General features: G+C 70.2%; 21 protein-coding genes and 1 pseudogene. 7 read left to right on the forward strand and 15 right to left on the reverse strand.

Going from position 1 to position 23,527, the window contains the following annotated elements:
- The first annotated feature begins 109 nt into the window (after positions 1-109).
- Both N5875_RS05310 and N5875_RS05315 read left to right on the forward strand, forming a co-directional pair.
- Positions 110-694 (forward strand): XRE family transcriptional regulator, encoded by a 585-nt coding sequence (locus N5875_RS05310; protein WP_318209486.1) that lies wholly within the window; start codon positions 110-112, stop codon positions 692-694.
- A gap of 505 nt (positions 695-1,199) precedes the next feature.
- Positions 1,200-1,358: a hypothetical protein gene (locus N5875_RS05315; protein WP_318209487.1), complete on the forward strand. Its 159-nt coding sequence runs from the start codon at positions 1,200-1,202 to the stop codon at positions 1,356-1,358.
- Between the two features lie 463 nt (positions 1,359-1,821).
- On the opposite strand, the gene N5875_RS05320 is transcribed toward N5875_RS05315, so the two are convergent.
- Positions 1,822-2,835, reverse strand: a complete 1,014-nt coding sequence (locus N5875_RS05320) for a LacI family DNA-binding transcriptional regulator (protein WP_318209488.1) — start codon at positions 2,833-2,835, stop codon at positions 1,822-1,824.
- Between the two features lie 294 nt (positions 2,836-3,129).
- On the opposite strand from N5875_RS05320, the gene N5875_RS05325 reads away from it, so the two are divergent.
- From N5875_RS05325 to N5875_RS05345, 5 genes are all read left to right on the forward strand, one after another.
- Positions 3,130-4,434: an MFS transporter gene (locus N5875_RS05325; protein WP_318209489.1), complete on the forward strand. Its 1,305-nt coding sequence runs from the start codon at positions 3,130-3,132 to the stop codon at positions 4,432-4,434.
- Between the two features lie 75 nt (positions 4,435-4,509).
- The gene (locus tag N5875_RS05330; RefSeq protein ID WP_318209490.1) at positions 4,510-6,960 is read left to right on the forward strand and encodes a glycoside hydrolase family 3 C-terminal domain-containing protein; all 2,451 of its coding nucleotides are present in this window, start codon (positions 4,510-4,512) and stop codon (positions 6,958-6,960) included.
- A 154-nt stretch (positions 6,961-7,114) separates the two neighbouring features.
- Positions 7,115-7,795: a TetR/AcrR family transcriptional regulator gene (locus tag N5875_RS05335; protein WP_318209491.1), complete on the forward strand. Its 681-nt coding sequence runs from the start codon at positions 7,115-7,117 to the stop codon at positions 7,793-7,795.
- 17 nt (positions 7,796-7,812) lie between these two features.
- Positions 7,813-8,484, forward strand: coding sequence for a hemolysin III family protein (locus N5875_RS05340; protein ID WP_318209492.1), 672 nt, complete (start codon positions 7,813-7,815; stop codon positions 8,482-8,484).
- Between the two features lie 80 nt (positions 8,485-8,564).
- Positions 8,565-10,241: an FAD-binding dehydrogenase gene (locus N5875_RS05345; RefSeq protein WP_318209493.1), complete on the forward strand. Its 1,677-nt coding sequence runs from the start codon at positions 8,565-8,567 to the stop codon at positions 10,239-10,241.
- A 944-nt stretch (positions 10,242-11,185) separates the two neighbouring features.
- Here N5875_RS05345 and N5875_RS05350 read toward each other — a convergent pair.
- The 14 genes and pseudogenes from N5875_RS05350 to N5875_RS05415 form a co-directional block, all read right to left on the reverse strand.
- Positions 11,186-12,046 (reverse strand): MBL fold metallo-hydrolase, encoded by an 861-nt coding sequence (locus N5875_RS05350; protein WP_318209495.1) that lies wholly within the window; start codon positions 12,044-12,046, stop codon positions 11,186-11,188.
- Between the two features lie 531 nt (positions 12,047-12,577).
- A complete protein-coding gene (locus N5875_RS05355; RefSeq protein ID WP_318209496.1) occupies positions 12,578-13,930 on the reverse strand; it encodes a hypothetical protein in 1,353 nt (450 codons plus the stop codon).
- A gap of 170 nt (positions 13,931-14,100) precedes the next feature.
- Positions 14,101-15,096 carry a SpaA isopeptide-forming pilin-related protein gene (locus N5875_RS05360; protein ID WP_318209497.1) on the reverse strand — a complete coding sequence of 332 codons (996 nt, stop codon included), beginning with the start codon at positions 15,094-15,096 and terminating at the stop codon, positions 14,101-14,103.
- A 58-nt stretch (positions 15,097-15,154) separates the two neighbouring features.
- On the reverse strand, positions 15,155-15,994 hold the full coding sequence (locus tag N5875_RS05365; protein WP_318209498.1) for a hypothetical protein: 840 nt from the start codon (positions 15,992-15,994) through the stop codon (positions 15,155-15,157).
- A 14-nt stretch (positions 15,995-16,008) separates the two neighbouring features.
- Positions 16,009-16,535, reverse strand: a pseudogene (locus N5875_RS05370) (hypothetical protein).
- An 8-nt stretch (positions 16,536-16,543) separates the two neighbouring features.
- Positions 16,544-18,049 carry an ATP-grasp domain-containing protein gene (locus N5875_RS05375; RefSeq protein WP_318209499.1) on the reverse strand — a complete coding sequence of 502 codons (1,506 nt, stop codon included), beginning with the start codon at positions 18,047-18,049 and terminating at the stop codon, positions 16,544-16,546.
- Positions 18,049-19,332, reverse strand: coding sequence for an MFS transporter (locus tag N5875_RS05380; protein WP_318209500.1), 1,284 nt, complete (start codon positions 19,330-19,332; stop codon positions 18,049-18,051). Before N5875_RS05380 ends, N5875_RS05375 begins: the two co-directional genes overlap by 1 nt.
- Before the next feature lie 62 nt (positions 19,333-19,394).
- Positions 19,395-19,775: a hypothetical protein gene (locus N5875_RS05385; protein WP_318209501.1), complete on the reverse strand. Its 381-nt coding sequence runs from the start codon at positions 19,773-19,775 to the stop codon at positions 19,395-19,397.
- 46 nt (positions 19,776-19,821) lie between these two features.
- A complete protein-coding gene (locus N5875_RS05390) occupies positions 19,822-20,667 on the reverse strand; it encodes a helix-turn-helix domain-containing protein (protein ID WP_318209502.1) in 846 nt (281 codons plus the stop codon).
- Between the two features lie 28 nt (positions 20,668-20,695).
- Positions 20,696-21,094, reverse strand: a complete 399-nt coding sequence (locus N5875_RS05395) for a hypothetical protein (protein WP_318209503.1) — start codon at positions 21,092-21,094, stop codon at positions 20,696-20,698.
- Entirely contained in the window at positions 21,095-21,517 is a 423-nt protein-coding gene (locus N5875_RS05400) for a hypothetical protein (protein WP_318209504.1), read from the reverse strand.
- Complete coding sequence (locus tag N5875_RS05405) at positions 21,514-21,963, reverse strand: hypothetical protein (protein WP_318209505.1); 450 nt, start codon at positions 21,961-21,963, stop codon at positions 21,514-21,516. Before N5875_RS05405 ends, N5875_RS05400 begins: the two co-directional genes overlap by 4 nt.
- Before the next feature lie 141 nt (positions 21,964-22,104).
- Positions 22,105-22,806, reverse strand: a complete 702-nt coding sequence (locus tag N5875_RS05410) for a hypothetical protein (protein WP_318209506.1) — start codon at positions 22,804-22,806, stop codon at positions 22,105-22,107.
- Positions 22,807-22,834: 28 nt separating this feature from the next.
- Entirely contained in the window at positions 22,835-23,524 is a 690-nt protein-coding gene (locus N5875_RS05415) for a hypothetical protein (protein WP_318209507.1), read from the reverse strand.
- Between the last annotated feature and the right edge of the window lie 3 nt (positions 23,525-23,527).

The following is a 23,527-nucleotide window of genomic DNA, read 5'->3' on the forward strand; positions in this document are numbered from 1 at the left end:
CTTATGGTTACAGTAGAACGACCAAACCGTACAACGGAACGACCACCCCTTGTCAACCGAACGACCGGGTGGCCCATTCCATTGACCAGCCGAAAGGGATGGTGACCAGGTGACCGAGACAGAGGCGGCCCTGCGCACGCTCGCGCACAACGTCCGCTCGGCGCGTACTCGCGCGGGCCTGTCGCTGGACGAGCTCGGCCGCCGGGCCAAGGTCAGCAAGGGAGCCCTGGTCGGACTGGAGAAGGCGCAGGGCAATCCCAACTTCGCGACCCTGGTCCGGCTGGCTGACACGCTGGGCGTCTCGGTCTCCGCGCTGATGGAAGGTCCGACCGAAGGGCGCGTCCGTGTGGTCTCGGCCAGCACCGTGATGCCGCTGTGGGCGGGCGAGCGGGGCAGCGAGGCCCGGCTCATGCTGACGACCTCGGGCCCCGCTCCAGTCGAGGTGTGGCGCTGGCGCCTGGAACCGGGTGAGGAGTACCCCAGCCACCCCCACCAGGCCGGCGTCATCGAGACTGTCAGCGTCATTGCAGGGCGCATGGTCCTGGTCGTCGACGGCACGGAGCACCCGGTCGCGGCCGGGCAGACCGCCACGTTCGAAGGCGATGTCGCCCACACCTATCGCGGGGAGGGCGACGAGACCTGCCATCTGATCATGACCGTCCATTTGCCGCCCGGGCCCGCATCCGCGGCCTGATCCGTCCGCGGATGGCACACAGTCGGCTCCCCCCTGGACGACTGGGTTAGCTGTCAATCGCCTTGATTGGATGTCAAAGGACAGAACGGTCGAATTCCGGGTTGGTGTAGGTTCGCATTTCGCGTGTCCTCATCTCATTGACGCTGGCCCTCGTCTGGCCCAAGGGACAACGCGGTGAGACGTACTCCTGCCTGATCGTCACTGTCCTGTCGCATGGGAGCTGGCGGATTCTCACTGGTTCTCGTTCATGCTGACGGATTCTCACTGGGCCGCATGTGAACGCCTCTGGGCAGGGGATACGGTGGCGAGGTGACCGAGACACTGCCCGCCGATGTAGCCCTCGTGTTGGGCCGTTCTCGGCGAGGACGATCCGGTCCACCTCGCACTTCGCCGGCAGGTGCCGCACATCCGCGTACGAGAACGCTGCACGTGTGGGTGGGGCACCGCGTACTTCGATCTCGACGCACCAGTGGTGGAACCGGCGCCATCCGGCCCGGGCACTGTGGTGACAGCCGAGGCCCAGATCTTCACGGAAGACGGCGAGTGCCCCGGCGAGGTCCTGGTCTTCGCACAGGGCGGCTACCTCTCATGGCTGGAGGTCTGCTCCTGGAGCGACGACATCGAGGTAACGCTGGCCACCGCTCAGCGGTTGCTGCGCCCTTGATCCCGGAACCCTTCATAGACGGTCGGCTCGGCCTCTGACCTGGGGCGGTCGACTCGTCCCCCATGCAGGATGCCGCACAAGCCAGATGCGCTGAGAATCCAGAGCCGGGTGTTCTCATCCGACCTGGCAACCCCGCAGCTCAGGACAAGATCCACAGACAAGCGCAATTCGACGGGACAATCGTCACTTCAACGCCTCGGCCGCCAAGTCCTACCCCGGTCTCGTCGGCGCGGTCCTGGCCCACGAAGGGCAGCTCGACTGCGGCGTCCGGATCAACACGTACGTCCCCGAGCCCGCCAGCACCGTGTCGTTCGCCGAGGTCCTGCGGTGGTCACCGGCACCACCGTCTCGGCTCTGCTGTCCGAGATGGTCTGGTCGTCGGCATGCATCACCGCGGACCGTCTCGTGGGCCGGTGGGAGGGATGGCCTGTCCCTCTCCGTGAGGCGCACGGCGATGTGGGCGTCAGGCGGATTCGCGGATGACGAGGCGGGATCTCGCCACGGCGGCCAGGCCGGGGTCCAGGTCCTCTCCTTGGAGGAGGTGCTCGATCGTGCGGGCGACGGCGGCGGCGGCCGCGGGCAGGTCGAGGTAGGTCGTGGTCAGTTGTGGGCGCAGTGCGGCGCCGAGGGGGAGGTTGTCCGAGCCGGCCACGGCGATGTCGCGGGGGACGTCGAGGCCGGCGTCCCGAAGGGCTTGGATCAGTACGAGTGCGAACTCGTCGTTGTAGGCGTAGACCGCCTCCGGTCGCCGGTCCGGATCGCACCAGGCGGCCACGGCGGGCGCAAGACTGTCGGTACTGAGCGTGCAGTCCACGCGCTGGACAGGGACTCCCGCACCGCCGGCCACCGCCGTCATCGCGTCGAACCGCGCGTGGCCCAAAGCCGCGATGTCGCCACCGGGGACCAGACAGGCCAGGCGGCGGTGGCCTTGGTCCAGTAGATGGCGGGTGGCGAGTTCGGCGACCTCGGCACTGTTCATGACGATCGTGGGCGCGTACGACATCTCGAGGGGGCCGTGGAGCAGCACGATGTCGACGCCGGCCTGGCGCAGGAGGTCGGCAGCCTCCTGCGGGCACCGATGAGCCTCCGCGAAGACGACCGCCGGGCGCAGTTCGGCCCAGGCGCGCGCGCCGCTCACGCCTGTGGCGGAGCGGTCGCCGTGCAGTAGCATGCTCAGCCCTCGCGCGGACAGCTCCTGGCCGAGTATCTCCAGGTACCGGTGCCGCGTAGGGGCCAGGGGGAGCTCCGGCATCGGAATGAGCACGACGTTGCTCCGGCCCGAGCGGAGCATGCGGGCGGTGCCGTGCGGCGCGTAGCCGAGTTCCCGCACGGCTGCCATCACACGGCGACGGGTGTCTTCGTTGATGGGGCGGTCGCCGGGCTTGTTTAGGACGTACGAGACCGTGGTCCGTGACACGCCTGCCACACGAGCCACGTCCGCGCTCGTGGGGCGTCTGCTCTGGGGTCCGCTCTTCATGGGCTCGGGCTTCTCCTCATCCGCGGACCCTGGAAGGAACCGCCAGGGTGCACACCTCGCGTGAGGTGCACACGTGTCCACTGCTTGATCCCGTGATCTGGTTAACAGAATGCTACGCCCGCGTATCTGCACGGGAAAAGAGTCTTGTTTTCACCCCCGCTCGCGTGTCACGGTGTCCCGGCGCCCGATGTGACACGTGTGCACCTCAAGTAAACCTTGGGTGCGATCGCCGCCGGGCCCCTCCCCGCCCGGCGTGCCCGGGCGGCCTCGCTGCCGAGATCCGGAGGTGTCCAGATGGGCACGATCGACCCCGCCCCCCGCACCGTCGCACCGCACGCGACGGAAACCCTGGGCCCATCCGGGCCGCTCTCGGCCCCCAGGGCACCCGTGAGCGCCGGCTTCATCGCCGCCCTCACCGCCGCCTTCCTCTTCACGTGGATGGCGCTGCTCCCGGCAACCCAGGTGACCCTTGCACTGCGGGTCCAGCAGATCGCGCCGCAGGACAAGGCGGCCGCACTCTCCCTCGTGCTTGCGGTCGGCGCCGTCGTCGCCCTACTGGCCCAGAACATCTTCGGCGTGCTGTCGGACCGCACAACCAGCCGGTTCGGCATGCGACGGCCGTGGATCCTCATCGGAGCCCTCCTGGGCGTGGCCAGTCTGGGCTTCCTGGCCACCGCCGACAGCATCGCCTCGCTCGTCGCGTCCTGGGCGCTGACGCAGCTGACCTTCAACATCCTGCTGGCCGGGCTGACGCCTGTGATACCCGACCAGATACCGCCCGCCCAGCTCGGACGTGTCTCGGCGCTCACCGGGATCACCACCCAGGTCGGGGTCGTCGGCGGTGTCTTCCTCACCCAGCTGCTCCTCCCCGACCTGACCACGGCGATCCTGCTGCCCGGCTTGTTCTGCCTGATCGGAGTCGGTGTCCTCACCGTCGTGCTGCGAGACCGGCAGCTGGCCCCCGCCGACCGTCGACCGCTGCGCCCGTCCGTGTGGCTGCAGGCGTACTGGGTCAGCCCGCGCAAGCATCCCGACTTCGCCTGGGCCTGGCTGTCGCGCTTCCTGGTGCAGTGCGGCAACATCACCCTGACCAGCTACCAGACGTACTTCCTGATGAGCCGCTTCGGATACACCGAGGACACCGTCGGACCGGTCGTCCTGAAGGTCCTCCTGGTCAGCATCGCCGGGATCGTCCTGGCCGCCATGGTGTTCGGCGCGCTGTCCGACCGTCTCCAGCGCCGCAAGCCGTTCGTGCTCGTCTCCGCCGTCGTCCTGGCCCTGGCGCATGTCCTGGCGGCCTTCGCCACCTCCCTGACCATGTTCCTCATCTCCGCGGCCATCACCGGCGTCGCCGCCGGGTGCTTCCTCGCCGTCGACCTGGCCCTGGTCACCCAGGTGCTGCCGTCGAGTGCGGACGCGGGCAAGGACATGGGTGTACTCCACCTGGCCAGCGCGTTGCCGCAGATGCTCATGCCCGCCATCGCGCCGTTGTTCCTCGCCATCGGAGACGGGGACAACTACGCCGCCTTCTTCATCGCGGGCGGAGTGATCGGGCTCATCGGCGCCTTCTGCAATCAGCGCATCCGTTCAGTCCGCTGACGACCTGTCCTCCTGGCCCTGACGGGCCGGCCCCTCTCGCACACAACCCTCCGCCTTCTCTCTGAAAGTCGCCCAGTGGAACACTCTGACCACGAATCCGTAGTCGCAGCCGCCCTTGCCCGTCTCGACCTGGACGCGAAGGCCCGCCTCCTGGCCGGCCAGGACCTCTGGTCGCTGCCCGCCCTCCCCGAGATCGGGCTCGGCTCACTGGTCATGTCGGACGGGCCGGTCGGCGTACGCGGCACGGCGTTCACCGCGGCCGACCCTGCACTCGCCCTCCCCAGCCCCACCGCGCTCGCCGCGACCTGGGACCCCGCTCTGGCCCGGCAGGCCGGCCACGTGCTCGCGCAGGAGGCCCGCAGGAAGGGGGTGCACCTGCTGCTCGCCCCCACCGTCAACCTGCACCGGTCACCGCTCGCCGGGCGTCACTTCGAGGCGTACTCCGAGGACCCGCTGCTGACCGCGCGCATCGGCTCCTGCTATGTATCCGGCGTCCAGGAGGGTGGTGTCGGCGCGACGGTGAAGCACTTCGTCGCCAACGACGCCGAGACCGACCGCTTCACGGTCGACAACCAGGTCACCGAGCGCACCCTGCATGAGCTCTACCTCGCTCCCTTCGAGGAGATCATCGCCACCGCCCGTCCCTGGGCTGTCATGTCCGCGTACAACCAGGTCAACGGCGTGACCATGACCGAGCACCGTGATCTGCAGACAGGCGTCCTGCGCGAGGAATGGGGATTCGACGGAGTGGTCGTGTCGGACTGGCTGGCCGCCCGCGACACCGTCGGCGCCATCACCGGGGGCCTGGACATAGCCATGCCCGGACCGCTCACCGTCTTCGGAGAGGCGCTCGCCACCGCCGTCCGCGACGGCCGGGTCTCCGAGAAGGACGTGGACGACGCGGCACGGCGCGTGCTTCTGCTCGCCGCGCGGGTGGGTCTGCTCGACGGCGCGGAGCCCACCGTTCCCGCTCACCGGTATCCCCCCGCCGTCGACGGCCGCGAGGTCGCCCGGGAGATCGCCGCCCGGTCCTTCGTCCTGCTGCGCAACGAAGGCGCGGCACTCCCCCTCACCACCTCCCCGACCGGTGGAGGCATCGCCCTCATCGGAAACGCCGCACGGGAAGCCCGCATCCTCGGCGGCGGCTCCGCCACCGTCTTTCCCGACCGCGTCATCTCCCCGCTCGACGGCCTGCGGGCAGCGCTCCCCCACGACACCACGCTCACGTACGCGGTCGGGGCCAACCCCAACGAGGGGCTCACCCTGGCCGGCGACGACTTCGTGCTGCGCTGCGTGCTGCGCGACGTCCACGGAAACGTCCTCGCCGAACAGCCGATGCCCGCAGGGCGCGTGCGCTGGATGGCATCCGCCCTCCCGGGCGGCACCGACTACGACAGCCTCGCCACGGTCGAGCTCGTCGGGACCTACACGCCGCGGCGGAGCGGTGCGCACCACTTCGGTACGCAAGGAATGGGCGCCTTCCGTCTGTCGGTCGACGGCACGGTGATCTTCGATGGGGTCCACCGGCCGGAAGGGGCGGACCCGCTGGACGCCCTCACGGGCCGCCCCGTCGCCCGGGGAACCGCCGACCTGGTGGCTGAGCGGCCGGTGAAGGTCAGCCTGCTCGCGTCCGCACCGAAGATGTCGTACGGCCCCCTCCGGGGTGTCACGTTCGGTCTGGCACACCGGGGCCCCGCCGGCGAGGAGGACCAGCTGATCGAAGAGGCCGTGGCCACCGCCGCCGCGGCGGAGGTCGCCGTCGTCGTGGTCGCCACCACCGAAGCCGTCGAGAGCGAAGGCTTCGACCGTACGACTCTGCGCCTGCCCGGCCGCCAGGACGAACTCGTCAGCAGGGTCGCCGCCGCCAATCCCCGTACGGTCGTGGTGGTGAACTCCGGTTCACCGGTGGAAATGCCCTGGCGCGACGAGGTGACGGCGATCCTCCTGTCCTGGTTCCCCGGCCAGGAAGGCGGAGCCGCGCTCGCGGACGTCCTGCTGGGAACGGAGGAACCCGGCGGCCGACTGCCGACGACCTGGCCCGCAGCCCTCGCCGACGCCCCCGTCACCAAGGTGACTCCGAACGAGGGCGTCCTCGCCTACGACGAGGGCGTCTTCATCGGCTACCGCGCCTGGCAGCGCCACACGATCGCCCCGGCCTATCCCTTCGGATACGGCCTCGGCTACACCGACTGGACCTACGAGGACATGACAGTGACCGACGGGTCCGTCCGGGTCCGTCTCCGCAACACCGGATCACGGCCCGGACGCGAGGTCGTCCAGGTGTACGCCGCTCCCGCCGAGCCCGACCCCGGCCGGGCGTCCCGGTGGCTTGTCGGATTCGCGACGGTCGCCGCAGAAGCCGGCGACAGCGCCGAAGCGCAGATCACCCTGCCGGAACGTGCCTTCCAGACATGGGACGAGACCACCTCCCAGTGGGTCACCGTGCCCGGCCGGTACCACCTCCACGCCGCCCGCTGCGCGACACGAACCGTTCTCTCCGCCGAGGTCGACGTCACCGGCAGCTGACCCATCACGGTCTCCCCAGCTGCTCCGGGACCGGAACCTGACACCGGTCCCGGAGCTCCGTCCCACGGCGGGCGGCGCCCCCACCCCGACCGCCCGCCACAGATGGATACACTGACGCATCCGATACATGAATGTATTGAATGAAGGGTCTGGCATGACCGCCGCACATCAGCCCGCCGTGACAGAGCCCCGGGCAGACCGGCCGCCACGGGCGGCGGGCCGCGAGACCAAGCGCCGCGCGCAGACCCGGGCCCGCCTGCTGGAGGCGGCTTTCGGAGTGTTCGCGGCCAAGGGCTTCGGACAGGTCACGATCGAGCAGGTCTGCGAGGAGGCCGGCTACACCCGGGGCGCCTTCTACTCCAACTTCGACAGCCTCGACGAGTTGTTCTTCGCCCTCTACGACGAGCGTGCGCACCTGATCGCCGGGCAGTTGGCCCAGGCGTTCGCTTCGGCCGAAGAGGACCTGCCGATCGCCGCGCTCGCCGAGCGGGTCAGCAAGGTCCTTCTCCTGGAGCGGGAGTGGCTGCTGGTCAAGACCGACTTCCTGGTGCAGGCCGCACGGAACCCCGCCCTCGCCCACGTCCTGTCGGCCCACCGCGGGCGGCTCCGCCAGGTGGTGGCCGAGCGCCTTCGGCTGCACGCCGAGCGCAATCCGCTGCCCGCCGCCCTTCCCGATGTCGAATCCGCGGCCTGGGCAGTCGTGGCCGTCTATGACGGTGTGACGGTGCAGCTGCTGCTGGACGGCGACACCTCGGGGGCGCGTGCTTGGCTCGCCCAGTTGCTCACCGCGCTCCTGGCGGACCGCGCCGGAGCGGGCACGAGCGCCGACCGGTGAGGGACATTCCTCGAACCATGCAACTGCCGTCCGCCGGGGAGAGGCCCGGTACCGAGGCCAAGCCCCACTGGCGGGGCTGGCTGCATGCCGGTGTCGCGCCGGTCGTGCTGGCCGCGGGGACGGTCCTCACGGTCCTGGCGCCGCATGGCTGGACGGCAGCGGCGGTCGCGCTGTACACGGCGTGCGGGCTGATGTTGTTCACGGTCAGCGCCGTGTACCACCGCGGCACGTGGTCGGCACCCGTGCTCGAGGTGCTGCGCCGGGTCGACCACTCCAACGTGTACCTGCTCATCGCCGGCACGTACACGCCCATCGTGGGACTGGGGCTGACCGGCACCGCACGGACCCTGCTGCTGTGGGGGATCTGGACGGGCGCCTGCGCCGGCATCGTCTTCCGCTGTGTGTGGCCCGGCGCCCCACGGGCCCTCTACACCACCCTCTACATCGCACTCGGCTGGTCTCTCGCACCCGCCTTCGGCCAGTTGCTGCACCAGGCCGGCCCCGCGGTACTCGCACTGACCGTGACCGGCGGAATCCTCTACACCGCGGGCGGGGTCGTCTACGCCCTCAAGCGCCCCGACCCCTCACCCGCCCGGTTCGGCTTCCACGAGGTCTTCCACGCCTGCACCATCGCCGCCTGGACCTCTCAGTACGTCGCCATCAGCCTGCTGACCCTTCGGGCGGGCTGAGTCCACGCACACCTGCCAGTAGCGGTCACGTCACCCATCACCCCGGTCGCCCCGGTCACCCATGAGAAGGAGAACGCAGCATGGACGCTGATGTCATCGTCGTCGGAGCCGGCCTCGCCGGGCTGGTAGCGGCTCACGAACTCACCTCCAGGGGACGCAAGGTGGCCCTGGTGGACCAGGAGGGCCCGGCCGATCTCGGAGGGCAGGCGTTCTGGTCCTTCGGCGGACTCTTCCTCGTCGACTCCCCGGAACAGCGGCGCATGGGCGTCAAGGACTCCTTCGACCTGGCGTGGAACGACTGGCAGGGCAGTGCCCAGTTCGACCGGCTCGACGACGAGGACTCCTGGGCAACCCGCTGGGCACGCGCCTACGTCGAGTTCGCCGCCGGCGAGAAGCGATCCTGGCTGGCCGGCCACGGCATCGGCTTCCTCCCCACGGTCGGCTGGGCCGAACGCGGAAACCTGCGCGCCGACGGCCACGGCAACTCCGTCCCGCGCTTCCACGTCACCTGGGGTACCGGGCCCGGGGTCGTCGAGCCCTTCGTACGCCACGCCAGGCAGGCCGCCGCCGACGGGCTCCTCACCTTCCACCACCGCCACCGCGTCAACGAGCTGCTCGTCGACGGCGGCACCGTGAGTGGAGTCCGCGGCCACGTCCTCATCGAGGACCGGTCCCCCCGGGGCGTCGCGACCAGCCGCGAGACCACAGGCGAGTTCGAACTCAGAGCGCAGGCCGTCATCGTCACCACCGGCGGGATCGGCGCTAACCACGACCTCGTACGCCGTTCCTGGCCCGACCGTCTCGGCACCCCGCCCAAAAACATGGTCACCGGCGTGCCCGCGTACGTCGACGGCCGCATGCTCGACATCGCCGCCGACGCCGGCGTACGGCTGGTCAACCGCGACCGGATGTGGCACTACACCGAAGGGGTCAGGAACTGCGACCCGATCTGGCCCGGCCACGGTATCCGCATCCTGCCCGGCCCGTCCCCGATGTGGTTCGACGCCCTCGGCCGCCGCCTTCCCGACCCCTGCCTGCCCGGATACGACACCCTCGGAACGCTCAAGCACCTGCGGACCACGCCGGACATCGCCGCCTACGACCACTCCTGGTTCGTCCTCACCCAGAAGATCATCGAGAAGGAGTTCGCCCTCTCGGGCTCCGAACAGAACCCCGACATCACCGGCAAGGACCGCGCTGCCTTCCTCCGCACGCGACTCTTCGGAAAGGGAGCACCCGCGCCCGTCGAGGCGTTCAAGCGCCACGGCGAGGATTTCGTCGTCGCCGACACCCTCGACGAACTCGTCGACCGGATGAACGCTCTGACCGAGGAGCCGCTGCTCGACCTCGGAACCCTGCGCCGCCAGATAGAGGCCCGCGATCTGCAGATCGCCAATCCCTACAGCAAGGACTCCCAGGTCCAGGGCATCCGCAACGCCCGCCGCTACCTCGGCGACCGCCTCGGCCGCGCCGCCACCCCGCACCCCATCCTCGACCCCGCCAACGGGCCCCTCATCGGCGTGAAACTCCACGTCCTCACCCGCAAGACCCTCGGCGGCATCCAGACAGACCTCGAATCCCGTGCCCTCGGCCCGGACGGCCGGCCCATCAACGGCCTGTACGCGGCCGGCGAGGTCGCCGGCTTCGGCGGCGGCGGGGTCCACGGCTACAACGCCCTCGAAGGAACCTTCCTCGGCGGCTGCCTCTTCAGCGGACGCCAAGCAGGCCGCGCCGCCGCCCGGGCCGCAAGCGCCTAGTCACGTCCTCCTGTCGATCGGCGTCGTGCCGTGCCGTGCCGTGCCGTGCCGTGCCGTGCCGTGCCGTGCCGTGCCGTGCCGTGCTGTGCTGTGCCGCGGAGATTACGGCTTGCCTGCCGACTGGTGGGTAAGCGCACACCCTCCAGGCGTGAATCGGGGCGACGAGAACGGGAGTAGCGCCACCAGAACTCAGCTTCCCCACCTCGTCGATGACATGGGTATCGAGGCATCGTGGGCGGGCCACGGCCGCGCTCCGTCACGGAGGTGATCACCGCCGGGCCGGGCGAGACACTGACCGACCTTTCGGCGCACTCGTTCTCGCCCCGTCGGAGCGCGCGGCGCCGAGTCGGTGGCGATCGTGAAGGCGGCGGCCCGGGACGGCACCCGCGTCACGTCGGCGATGACGCCTGCCAGTACGAGTTCGGGATTCAGCATCTGACCACGGCCTACGCCTACGCCGAGGCGGACTCCGACGCCGCGCAACGCCTCCTCCGACGAGTCCGGCCGAGCCATGCCCCGCCGCACATCAACGCGGTGCACCTTGTCGACGTCACTGCGGACCCGCAGGCCAAGACGATCACCTGGGAAAGGGTGACGAGGGTCCCTCTCGGCCCAGTTCTCTGACTCCCCGGAGACACACGGAGTCTCCGGGGAGTGGACCGGGCGGTGAAAAGGACAAGATCGCGAGACAGAATCCCGGGATATCCGAATGAGACAACACGAGAACACACAGGTCGTCACGACGGAATGGGACATTCCAATTGCGGGCCTACAGTTGGTGTGGGTTCTCAGAAACCGCGCCATATTCTCAGCATCAGCCGCATACCAGCACCATTTATGGCGTGGTTCTGAGACCTGCAGTTCAGTGGCTCACTCGTCCGCGGTGTGGGCCGGTTCCTGCTGTCGCTGTCGACGACGGCGGGCTGGGCTGGCCGGGCGCGCTGTCACTGCGATGGTGTCTTGGCCCGCTTCGCCCCGCCCCAGAGCGAGCCCGGGTTCGCTCGGTTCGGGTACAGCGCGAGCATCGCCTCGTACAGTTCGGCTGCGGTTTTCGTCTCGGCGTCGAGCCGGTTGAAGTCCGCCAGGTACTTCTTGGTCTCGGCCAGGATCTTCGGGTCGTCGGGCAGGTCGGGGTTCTTGTGGCCGGCGACGACGAAGGCGGGGTCGAGTGCGGCGAGCGTGTCGGTGGCGCGCATCCACTCCTCGCGCGACGCGGTGGTGGTCTCGCCCATGTACTGGTGGATGCCGTTGTAGGCGACATCGCCGGCCACGACGAGCCGCAGGTCCGGTACCCACAGCGCGGTGCTGCCCTCGCAGTCGGTGAAGCCGGCCTCGACCGCCCGCAGCTCGTGGCCTTCGAGTGTGAACGTGTCGCCGTCCAGGACTTCCGGGAAGACCTGCGGCAGGGGGACCTGTCCCGGAAAGCGCGAGGTCCAGAAGGTGTCGACGTAAGGCGGTGTGCCCTCGAACCTCGCCTTGGCCACGGCTGCGGCGGTCGAGACAGCCTTGGCCCCCGGGAATGCCTCAAGGAGTTGCTTCACGCCGAAGCCGTGGTCGCCGTGGCCGTGCGTGATGTAGACGTAGGCCAGATTGCGGTCGTGCGCCTTCACCCAGTCGACGAGCTGTTGGTTCTGTTCGATGGTGAGGAACGTGTCGACGAGCACGGCGTCGCGCTCACCGAAGATCAACGTCGAGGTGTTGACCACCCACTGGAGCTCTTCCGTGCCGGGCGGCAGGTCGCGGGTCAGACCTGACCGGCGCATGCACAGCGTCTCGTACCGCAGCGCCGATGTGGCTTCCGGCATGTCGTGGCTACCTTCCACTCTCGTTGAGATCCAGCCGACGCATTGTGCTTGGCCAGTCGCGATGGCCTCGGAACCGGGGGCTGGGGACTCGACGAGCCGCCGACCCGACTTCCAAGACCAATCCTGCGGGCCCACATCGGATCCGCAACACGACGACAAGCCCGCCGCCATCCGGCCTCCAGCACGTAGGCGAGGCCCATGTGCCGGCGGTGACGTTCAAGGCAACGGCGGCGCTACATGGGCCCAGGGTGGTGGAGGGCGCCGACGGCCGCGCCGCAAGGCCCGCGGGAGGCGCCGCGCCGTAACCCGATCAGGCGGCCGAGGCAGTCAAGCTGGAGCTGTCCGCCGTCCGCGGCCGGCCCGCTCCCAGGGGAGCGGGGGGCTACCGGTAGAGCGTGTGCCCGGTGCCCTGGTGCTGGGCGTGTTCTTCGGGCCGTCGGCGCCAGTCCGTCGGGCAGACCTTGAGGGAGTGCCACGTTCGTGAGACTGAACGGATGCGCCATCGACGTGAGACAACGGAAGGACTGCTGGTCAACGGCGACGCCGGTGCCACGAGCGGCGAGACCCTACATATGTAGTGGTGGACACTGAGATCGATCGAGGCATCCAGCCGGGGACTCTCGCGTCCGGCCGCCGGATCGGCCCCACGCTCGCCCCCGCTCCCTCGGCAGCTGCAAGCGCATCTCGCCAGGTGCCCTTCTTGAGCGTGTCCGCGTGACACTGCCGGCACTCGCCTACGGGTTGGTGCCGGGATTCGAGGTCTTCAACGGATGCGCGCGCATGGGCAAAGGCGTCGGCGGGAAAATCCGCACGGATCGCAAACCAGGTTCCGCTGCGCTCAGCTTCGGGAGCACCGGCAGCGACCTCGGGCCGCTGGGGCACGTACAAGGTGCCTCCGTCATGGCGGACGAGGAAGATTCGGTCGAGATGGTCACAGGTGTCGGAGGCCGGCGGGTTCCTGTCCAGCCACCGAAGCAGTTCCGCGCGGTCACCTGGTCCCCACAGCAGGTCGCAGGGGTACGTCGTGTTCTCGAAGAGGGCGTCGAATTGGAAAAGGGTGGGGTCTTCGGCCGTGCCGGGCTCGAAGACCGCTTGGACGATGACGTACTGCCATTCCTCTTTTTCGGTGTCCGTTCGAAGGTTCTCTACATGGCCGATGGAGACGGCCTCGGTAACCGGGTTCCAGGCGACGGCGGTGGTGCGACGCTCCACCGGAGCGGGGTAGAGACGTCCGCCGGGAGTGTCCTGGCCCCAAAGCCGGTTGATCACCTCAGCCAGGTTGGACAAGGTATGCGCAGCCTCAACAGGTCCGTGGAGATGGAAGGCGCTCGGGTGAGCCACCATGTTCCGCAGGTCGGTGATGGCCTTCTCCCGGCCGCGATTTCGTTGGCCGCGGAGCAACCCTTCTCGACGTGCCCACCGGTACAAGCCGTCCAGGGTTCCGTTGAACCCGGTCCAGCTCCGGCCGGGTCCCATTTGGATCCTGGTGCCCTTGAGCTCCTTGTACCTCTCCATGAAGTGCCCGTAGTTGGTCACGTCCTCGAGGGTGTGCACCTCGCCTTCCTTGGTCCGGAGGGACACTGCACCTTGGTGGAAGGCGATGAACCGGTCGCGCAGGGCCTGCTCGAACACCAGGAGCGCCGCGTCGCCGACCATGGTGAACAGCTCGTAGCAGAGCAGGCCGTAGCGGTAAACGTGGCGCAGTTGTTCGAAGCGCTGCCGGGTTCCCTCTGCGACGCTGTCGGCGAGTTCATACTGGGCGATCACGTGTTGCTGAAAGTCCAGGGCGTCCTCAGGAGTCAGTCGTCCGCCGAACCCGTAAGGGTTAAAGGGAAGTACGCGCTCGTCTACCGCTCGTAGGTCGTCAAGCGACAGCCAGTCCATTCAAGACCTCCTCAAGAATGTGAAGAACCGGCCATCGTACGACGGGGTCTCCACGTCAGCCCCGGGATTTCTGGATCCCCTGTTCAACGGCGGCCCGAGGATAGGCGAAGGGCCCCAGGTCGCCTTCCTGGGGCCCTTCGACGATGTTCAGTTTGTGGTCGCTCTACCGGTCAGCTGGCGGACGGCGTCTCCTCCTCGCCCTCCGACTTCTTCCGTCGTGCCGCGATCAGGGCACCGCCGCCGGCCGCGATCAGGAGGCCGCCGGCCGCGAGGAGCCAGGTGTTGGAGTCGGCCCCGGTGTGCGCGAGGGAGCCCTCCGCAGGCGGGGTGCTCGGGGTGTCCGTCGGGGGCACCGGTGCGGTGGAGGTGGACTGGCTCGGGGCCGGGGTGGCCGGCGGGGTCGTCGCCGGAGTCGTGGGCGGGGTGCTCGGGGTGACTGGCGGCGTGGTCGGCGGGGTCGTCGGGGGCGTGGTCGGCGGGGTGGTGGGCGGCTGGGTGGGCTGGTCCTTCTTGGTGTTGGTGAAGGTGGCGGTGGTCTTCTCGGCGGGCTTGGCGGTGATCTTTACCGGGGTGGTGTCGAGCTCGTAGCCGGTGGGGGCCTTGGTCTCGGTGCCGGTGTAGGCGGTGCCGGTGCGGGAGGAGACGGGGAGCTTGGTGGTGGCGGTACCGTCCTTGCCGGTGGTCAGGGTGATCGCCTTGCCGGTGCCGGTGGCGGGGGTGACGTTGATGACGGCGCCGGCCAGGGGCTTGCCGGTCTTCTTGTCGATCTTCTTCACCAGCAGCTCGGCCGGCTTGAAGCTGTCGGTGATCGTGAGCTTCACGGTGTGCTCGGGCGTGACGATGACGTCCTGGTCAGGGGCCAGTTCGTGAAGGGGGCTGCCGGAGTCGGTCTCCTTGAGACGGTAGGTGCCGGGGTGGACGTTCTCGAAGAGCAGGACGCCGTTCGTGCCGGTCTTGCCGGTCAGGGCCTTGGTGCCGTTGAGGGTGTCGAGCAGGGCGAACGCGGCTCCGGAGAGCAGGGTGCCGTCGGGGTCCTTCTTGGTGATCTCGATGGTGCCCGGGGGGATTTCGGGTGCGTTGGCGAAGGCGGTCGGGGCCCAGATCAGGGAGCCGGTGGCCAGGGTGGTCGCGGCGATGGTGGCCGCGGTGCGGCGGGAGGCGCGCATGAAGAAGGGGATCTCCTCGTTCTTGGTGTGGTGTTGGGGGCCGCCGCGTGGGCGGGAGTCAGTGGATGCGGGCGCTGGAGGACCGGATGGCCGCGGTCGCGGGAAGGGCGGGAGACGGGCTCGGGCGTCGAGCTGCCGGGGTGGCGGCGCCGTGCCGCCAGGCGGCTGCTTGGACGAGGGACCGTTGTTCGTCCAGCGGCATGCTGGAGATCCGGTCGAGGGCTCGGGTGGTGTCGGGGCCGAGGCGGCGTCCGGTGAGCTGGGTGACGGCGGCGGCTTCGGCGAGCATGCCCTGGTCGAGAGGGAGTCCGAGGATGTCCATGACGTAGAAGCGGGCGTTGTGGAGGGACTTGGACACGGTCCTGCCGTCGTATGTGCCGGCCTCTGCGAGGCCGAACACGGCCTGCGTCGCCTCGTGGAGCCGGGCGAGCGTTGCCGGGTCGCTGGCCCAGAACTCCGTGTGCCAGCGGGCCGACCAGGGCTCGGGTTCAGCCTGCGTACGCGGGGTGAGCAGGGCAGGGCACCAGATCCGCGCGAGGTCCTCGATCGCCTTGCGCAGACCGGTGAGTTCCGCGCCGGCCCAGGGCGGTGGGCCGTCCTTGTGCCAGTCGCGGATGACGCCGCAGCCGGAACCGGGCCCCCGCGCGGCGTCCCGCCGGGTGAAGGTGCCGTGGTCGGCGAAGGAGAGATGCCGCGTGTCGAGGACACCGCGCTCGACATGGGTGACGGTGAGGCGGAGGCCGTCGTACTGCCGGTCCATGATCGTGCGAGCGAACTCGATCCGCAGCCGAAGCGGCGAGTCCCCCACCGGTGTGGCGTAGTAGGTATCTCCGACGACGGTGCCGGAGGCGAACGGGAGGTTGAGTTCGCCGAAGAACTCCTTTGCGTGCAGAGGCACATGGACTCCAGAGGTCAGCGGCGGGCGGCGCGTGCAGGGTGCGGGATCGCGGTTGCCGGGGGTCGGGTGGTGGTGCTCCAGCGGGGCACGCTGCGCGTGGTGATCGCCGGCGGGCGTCGCAGGGTCCGCTGGACGTCGAGCGGGGTCGGGGCCGGCGGCCTCGGTGGGGTGACGGGAGTGAGCTGGGCCAGGGCCGCAAGCTGTGGCGAGAGGTGATCGCGGTAGCGGAGAGCCGGCGTCGGGTCGGTGAAGGCCCCCGCAGTGGCCGCAATCAGGTGGGCCGGGGTGTTGGCGGTGAACCGGAGCCCGCGTGCCCCCAGCCAGGCGGTCCGGCCCACAGCTCGAAGTCGTCGCCGTACCGGCCGATGCGGATGCGGTGGTCCGGCGAGGTGACCAGCAACTGACAGGGGCCGTCGCCGAGGTCGTGGTGCGGCCAGTGGGCGACGGGGGCGAAGCCCGCATCGCCCGTGCCGTTGGATCCGGCCAGATAGCGAGGGGCGACGTACACGTCGCCTTCGGGCGGATAGATACGGCGGGGCAGATCATCCGTCACGCAGCGGCTCCCGCGGACCCGGTGGCGGGCTGGACGACGAGGGCGATGTGCTGCGCGGTCTCGGCGAGGCGTTCCTCGACCTTGGCGGCGTCGTAGCCGGTGACGACGTAGAGGCCGGCGCGCGCGACGTCAACGTCACCTTCCGGGGGCAGAACGATCTCGTCGCCGACGGCGGCGATCCACTGCACGAGGTCGAGCCACGGCGTACGGTCGGCGAACTCCTGGTCGATCGAGCGGTGGGTGAGGGTGCCGGAGGTCTCCGGGTAGAGCAGGGTGACGCCGGCGGCGCGCAGGCGGGAGTGCTCCAGACGGGGGTTGGTGCCGCAGGCGAGGTCGGCGGCGATGCGGGGCAGGTCGAGGCCCGTGGCGAGGCGGACGAGGTGGCCGATGAGGTCCCCGCCGATGCGGCCGTTGACCTCGATGATCCGCGGGCCGGACGGTGTGAGGCGCATCTCTACGTGCTGGATGCCGTGGCCGATGCCGAGCGCGCGGATCGCGGCGGCGGCCATCGGGGCGACCTGGGAAAGCAGCGGGTCGGCGGCGTCGACGGTGTGGCCGATCTCTTCGAAGTACGGCGCGAAGCCGAGCTTCTTGCGGGTGACAGCGACCGCGTGGGTGTGGCCGTGCTGGGTGACGCACTCGACGCTGATCTCCGGGCCGTCGAGGTACTCCTCGACCAGGACGTCCGTGTTCTGGCCTCCGGCCAGGGCGGCGCCGGCGGCGGCGAAGTCGAAGGCGCGGGCGAGGTCTTCGCTGTTGTCGACGCGGATGACACCGACGCTTCCCGCCTGGCCGGCGGGCTTGAGGACGACGGGGTATCCGATGTCCTCGGCCAGGATCGTGGCCTGAAGCAGGTTGGCGACACGGCCGGAGCGTGCCGACGGGACCCGGTGGGCGGCCAGGAGCCGGCGGGTGGCGTGCTTGTCGCGGCAGTTCTCCATCACGGACCCCGGGTTCGTACGCAGGCCGAGGTGCTCGGCGAGCCGCGCGGTGTGGACGAGCAGGGGCTCGTTCCAGGTCAGGACGCCGGCGAGGGTGTGCCGGGCGGCGAGCGCCTCACCTGCGGCAAGCAGTTGGTCGAGCTGATAGGGGTCGGCGACTTCGTGGTCGACGACGTGCGGCGTCTCCCAGGTGAGCGGCTGCGGGGTGATGGCGACGACGTTGTAGGCGGCGGCGACCTGCTCCAGGCAGTAGCCCCGGTACACCTGGTCGCCGGGGGCGACGATCAGGACTGTCGGGCGGCCGGTGGTCTTCTGGGCAGAGGAGGCCGGGGAGAGGGGCATGCGGGGGTCCTTGGTTTCGCGGGTGGTGGTGTGGCGGGCGGCGGCGTCGAGCAGGCGGCGTATGTCGGTGGCCAGACCGCCGGGGGCGAGCAAGTGGCCGGCGAGACCGCTCGCCTCTGCGGCGGGCAGGGCGGTGAGCCGGTGGGTGAGGCTGCGGACGAGGGAGGAGGCGCACAGGGCCTGGTCGGCGCTGAACGGCGACAGGGGGGTGGTGGTCATTAGGGTTGGGGTGCTCCGGACGGTGGGGCCGGGTGGTTGGCACGGGTGGCACGCATGGTGGGTTCGCGGCGCAGGCGCCAGAACGCGGCGGTGAGGCCGGCGGCCTGGAGGGTGGCGCAGGCGGTCAGGACGTGGCCGATCGCGGTGGCGGGGGTGAGGGCGACGAGGATGCCTGCGAGCGGGAAGGGCAGGAGCATCACGAGGATCGTGACGGCGAGGGTGGCACCGAAGACGCGCTCGGGGATGAGGTGGGAGCGCAGGGTGCGCAGTACGACGGTCATGCCGCCTTCGCCGGCCATGAGGACGGCGGTCAGGACGAGGAAGTGGGTATAGTCGCCGGCCTGGGAGACGGCGAGCCCCGCCAGGGCGGCGACAGCGGCGCTGGCCGCGCCCGCGGGCCACAGGCCGAAGCGGTCGATCGCGAAGCGGCACAGCGCGACGGCGAGCAGGGAGGCTGCGGCGGCTGCGGACCAGATCACGCCGACAGCCGCGCTGGACTGACCCAGGTGCTGCACCACGATGACCGGGGCCGCGGCCTGCAGGAACCCGGTGGCCAGGTTGGACACGGTCAGGCCGGTGATCAGCCAGGCGAGCGCCGGCAGGGAGACGAGCGTCTTCCAGCCGGTGCGCAGACCGGCGAGCGCGGGGGCCGCGGGCGGGACGAGCCGGGGTTCGCGGTGCCAGGGGGCGAGCAGCGCGCCGAGCAGGGAACAGGCGGCCATCGTCAGCAGGGTTCCGGTGACGCCGACCCAGTGCAGGAGGAATCCGGCGAGCGCGGGCCCGGCGAGGGTGGCGGTCTGGTCGATGCCGAGGAGAACGGACTGCACCCGGTGCGCGCGAGTGCCGGCGTCCTTGCTGGCGGTGGCGCCCGCCGTCTCGGCGGCGATGTAAGAGAACTCGGTGACGACTCCGGTGATCGCGGCGAGCGCCATCACCGTGACGGTGGCCCCCGTGCCGCCGGCCTGTGTGGGCAGCACGAACGCGGCGGCCACGACGACCAGGGCGCGCAGGACCGAGGCGATGCGGAAGACCCGCTTGGTGCCGTGCCGGTCCACGACCTGTCCGGCGAGCGAGAAGGCGGCGAGGCGGGGCACCCACTCCAGGGCGAACGCGATGCCGGTGAGAGTGGCGGACTGGGTGGTGGCGAGCACGATGAGCGGGATGCCGTACGTGGACATCGCGAACGCGGCGGCATCGGCCGTACGGGGAAGGTAAATGCGGCGCAGCAGGGACAGCTTGGGGAGCAGGGCGTGCCGGGGCCCGGCGGTCACGAAGTCGGTCATGTGCTTTCGTCGAGAAGAAGGAGTCCGGCCCGCGTACGGCGGGGGAAAGGGGACAGCCGGTGCTACCGCCCGCTGCGGCGAGGCGCCGGCAGGCGGGACGGGGCAGGGGTCGGGGGCGGCTTGGGTGCGCCGCGCAGGTCGGCGTAGCTGGTGGTGAGCATCCGGAGCGTCTGGATGCCGTCGCCTCGGCGGGCGACGAGGGCGTCGATCTCGGCGCCGAGGGATTGCAGTACGCCGCAGGTGGAGGTGTGGCGGACCCGGTCGCGGCCGGAGGTGACGGACTGCAGCTGGCGAATTGCGCTGTCCGCCGACCCCAGCAGCATCTGCTGGATCTCGTCGACGTTCATCGCCGTTTTGCTGATCAGCGTGGCGAGCTGGTCGAGTGCGGTGCCGGGCGGGTGGTGGCCGATGACAAGGCCGCGGGCTGCAAGAGCGTCTCGCACGGTCTTCGTCCCCAGCGCGACCACCGGCTGAGGTTCGGTGGGGCCCTCACCGGCGCACGCCTCCCGCCGGAGCCGCCGGCATCAGAGGCCGCCGGGCGACGGGGGTGTGGGAGAACAGGTCGCCGGGCTTCCAGGCGGGGACGACCGGCGTGACCTGCAGGGCGGCGCCCGTGGAACGCGGTGCGGGTCCGGTCTGCGTGGGCACCGGGGCCGGCCTTGAGGTGACCGCAAGGGTGGCGGATCGGGTCGTGGCCCAGGCGGTGAGTGCCCGGTAGGCGGGGGCCAAGGCCCGGCCGGCGGCGGTGAGCGTGAACATCCCGTCGCGGTCACGGCCCACCAAGCCCTTCATCGTCAGGTGGCGCAGTGGGTAGTAGATAGAGGTGGGGTAGGCGTCGGGCATGACGGAGGAGGCGAGGGCTGCGGCGGTGGAGGCGCCACGGGCCCGCAAGGTCCACAGGATCGCGGTGGAGTGCCGGGGCGAGACCAGGGCGAGGGCGTCCTCGATCTCCTCGGCCCTGGCCACCGGACGGGGCGTCTGCTTCCGTGTGACGGGATCCGTCACGGTGGGGCGCTCCAGGTGCTGCTGGCCCCACTCGGCGAAAGCGTCCAGGACGGGCAGCAGACGAACACCCTGGTCGGTGAGCCCGTAGACGACGTGACGACGGGTGTGCTCGGTGCGCTGGACCAGGCCGTCGGCCTCGAGGAGGCGGAGCTTGGGATAGAGCTGGCCGTCGGCCAGCCACGGCATCCGGGCCTTGAGGTCGGAGTAGCGGGCTGGGGTCGCCAGGCTCATCAGCACCCAGGCGTTCCACCTCGGCGAGATCGCCGCCAGGGTCTGGACCACCAGGTCGAGGTCACGGGGGGCAGGGTCGGGCAGGCCGGACGCGGGCATGGCGGTACTCCTGAGGTGGGTGGGGTGTTCAGCGGGTGCGCACGGTGGACGCGGTCAGCGTCGGCGTCTGAGCGACGGGCGTGGCGGCGGGTGCCAGGGGGCGGTAGAGGCTCTGGATCACGGCGGCGGCGAAGCGGGTCTGGGCGTCGCGGGTGGCGACCGATTCGGCGATCCGGCGACTGCAGTCGAGGAGGTGGCCAGCCGCGGCGGGGCCGATGTCACGGCCTGGGGCAGCGAGCTCAACAAGCCGCTCGCGCTGGAACTCGATGTTCTTCTCGGCCTGTTCGATGGTGGCCAGGCCGTCGAGGAGGGCGGCCAGCATGGTGGGCCGGTCGGTGGTGGCGTTGTGGGCGTCGAGGTCGTCCCGGGAGTGGCCGAAGAGGGATTCGATCCGTTCGGCGAGTTGGTCGGATACGGGGTGGGGCAATCAGCGGCCTCTCGCCGGGTGCGCTGTCGTGTCCCCGGGCGTCGTGACGGTCCGGGCCGTGAGCACCGGCTGGGTGAACGTCACCGGCCGGACCTGTTCGGGTGAGGGATCGGCGCGAAGGACCTCGTCCAGGGCGACGAGGTAGGCGCGGCGGGTCGAGAGCGCGGCCTTCATCCACTCCGCGTCCATCCGCAGTGCTTCCTCCGACAGCTCGTCCATGCTGCGGCCGGGGGCGCTGCCGGCGTGGACGCGGTCGCGGACCCGGACGACCTGCTGTTCCGTCAGGGCCAGGAACGAGCGCAGTTCCAGGGCGCGGCGCGTCCGGGCGTCCTTGTCCGCCGCGCGATACAGCTGATTGAGGGGGGCGCCGAAGATCTCGGCGAGTCGGTCGTCCTGGCTGCTGGGCGTGATGCGGACGGTCAACGACGGCTCCTGACGGAGACGGATACGGGGGCTGAGGTCCTGGGCACCGGGGTGGCGCTCACGACGGGACGCGTACGGCGGGCGGTACGGCTGGTGGCCGGCCGCACGGGCAGGGGGTAGTCCTCCAGGAGGTGGCGGACGGTGAGCGCGCGGCCGTCGCGGATGGTGAGCGCCGTGTGGACACGCTGCGCCAGCAGCATGACCTGCTCGTCCAGCTCGCCGGCCGGAGCGCGTTGCAGGGCTTCGACGAGCGCGTCCTCGGCGGAGGCGAGCAGGCTCTGGGCCTCTTCGAGGTCCTCGTACCAGCGCACCACCGCACTGGGCAGGAACGACGGGGCGGGGCTGGCGCGTACGGTCTCGCGCAGCATGTCGAGGCTCACGCCAAATCGGTCCTCGATCTGGCGGGCGACGGTGGCGAGAACGTCGTCGTCGGCTTCTTCGGACACGGGCAGACTCCTCTCCTTGAGATGGGCAGGCGGGAATGGCCGGAGGCAGTGGCTCCGGGCTGGTGACATCAAGGATCCGGAGAATTCCCGGTTTACCTAACCGGGAATTTGCTGCTACCTTGCGCCGCTCTCGCCGCCCGGTCAGCGGGTACGGCCCCGAGCGGAGGCAGGGCCCGCGTGCTCTGCCGGGAGGCCGCGGGCAGGGGTGGGCGGGGGTGCCGGCAGCGGGGTGCTGCGGTCCTCCAGCCAGTCGCGGGCGGCCTGCGCGGTCTCAAAGGCTCCCTCCCGCAGCCGGCGGGTACCGGCCTGGAGGTCGGTGGTTTCCAGCAGCACACGGAAGGGGTGCGACCGCGGGGGATGCGCGGCCTCCAGCAGCACTACGGTCTCCAGTGTCGGGTACCCCTCACCGACGTAACTCTCCACGGGCGCATACCGGTTGGCCGCACAGCGAAGGCGCTGCTCCAGGGCCGTGGTGGTCTCGTCGGCGGGCAGGACGGCAAACGTGTCCGGCGGGTCGATGGCGTCGGTGGGACAGCCGCGCTGGATGAGCCAGGACTGCGCGAGCGCCAGCAGCGGGAGCCGCTCGCTGTCGAAGGTGAAGGTCCGGGAGGCCACGTCCCGGGTGAGGTGCAGGGCGACCAGCGCAGACTCGCCGGGGACGCCGTAGATGGTGGAGTTGTCGTGCAGGACGAGGAAGGTGTGGCGGCCGTCGGCCGTGTGGTGCTCGGCCAGGGTGGTCAGCTCGCACAGCGAGATGCGGTCGTCGAAGTCGTGTCCGACCTCCGCGGTGGCCGGCCGGTATCCGTTGAGCCGGAACTCCAGGTCGTACAGGTCGTGGGGCAAATGAGGTCCTTGAGAGGATGGAAGCGGTTCAGCGGCGGGTTCGTGGGGCGGTGGGCCAGGCACCGGGGCGTGCTGCGGGACGCAAGGAGGCCGGGGCCGCAGGCCGGGCGGTGAGCGCTACGCGGCCGGCGTCAGTGAGGGTGACCGGCTGGCCGGCGTGCAGGGGACGGGATGCATCGCGCTGGACGAGGCCCGCCCGCTCCAGCCGCTCGTAGTCCTGCTGAGTGACCCGCGCGCCGGAGCCGGTGACCACGGACAGCCGCTGCGTGAGCAGGTGCTCGTGCAGCTTCGCGCCCTGGCTGATCGCCAGGAGCAGGGCGACCTCGCGGGCCTTCAACTCACCAGGTGCCGCAGGCTTTTGGGATGTCTGCGCCTCAATGAGTTCGAGCGCGGCGACGGCCTCCTGCTCGCGGGCGTCGCGGATCACGACGGCCTGCTTGAGCTGCTGGACCGTGCGGTCGAGACGGGCGAAGAGGGCCTGGTCGATGGCGTACTCGCCGCTGGACAGGCGCTGCAGCAGGACGCGGTAGAAGGTCACCGCCGTCACCGCGTCCGCCAAAGCGCGGTGGGCGGTGGCAAGGCGGGCGGCCGGCTCGTCGAGCAGGCCACGGTCGTGGTCACGCCAGAGACGCCCAACACGGAAGCCGACGGCGAGTTCGACGCGGTGGTCGAGCGGGGTCAGCGCCTTGGGAGGCGCCGGATTCGGGCGATGACTCAAGGG

Origin of the sequence: Streptomyces sp. SJL17-4 (assembly GCF_036826855.1) — a bacterium.
Lineage (GTDB): Bacteria > Actinomycetota > Actinomycetes > Streptomycetales > Streptomycetaceae > Streptomyces.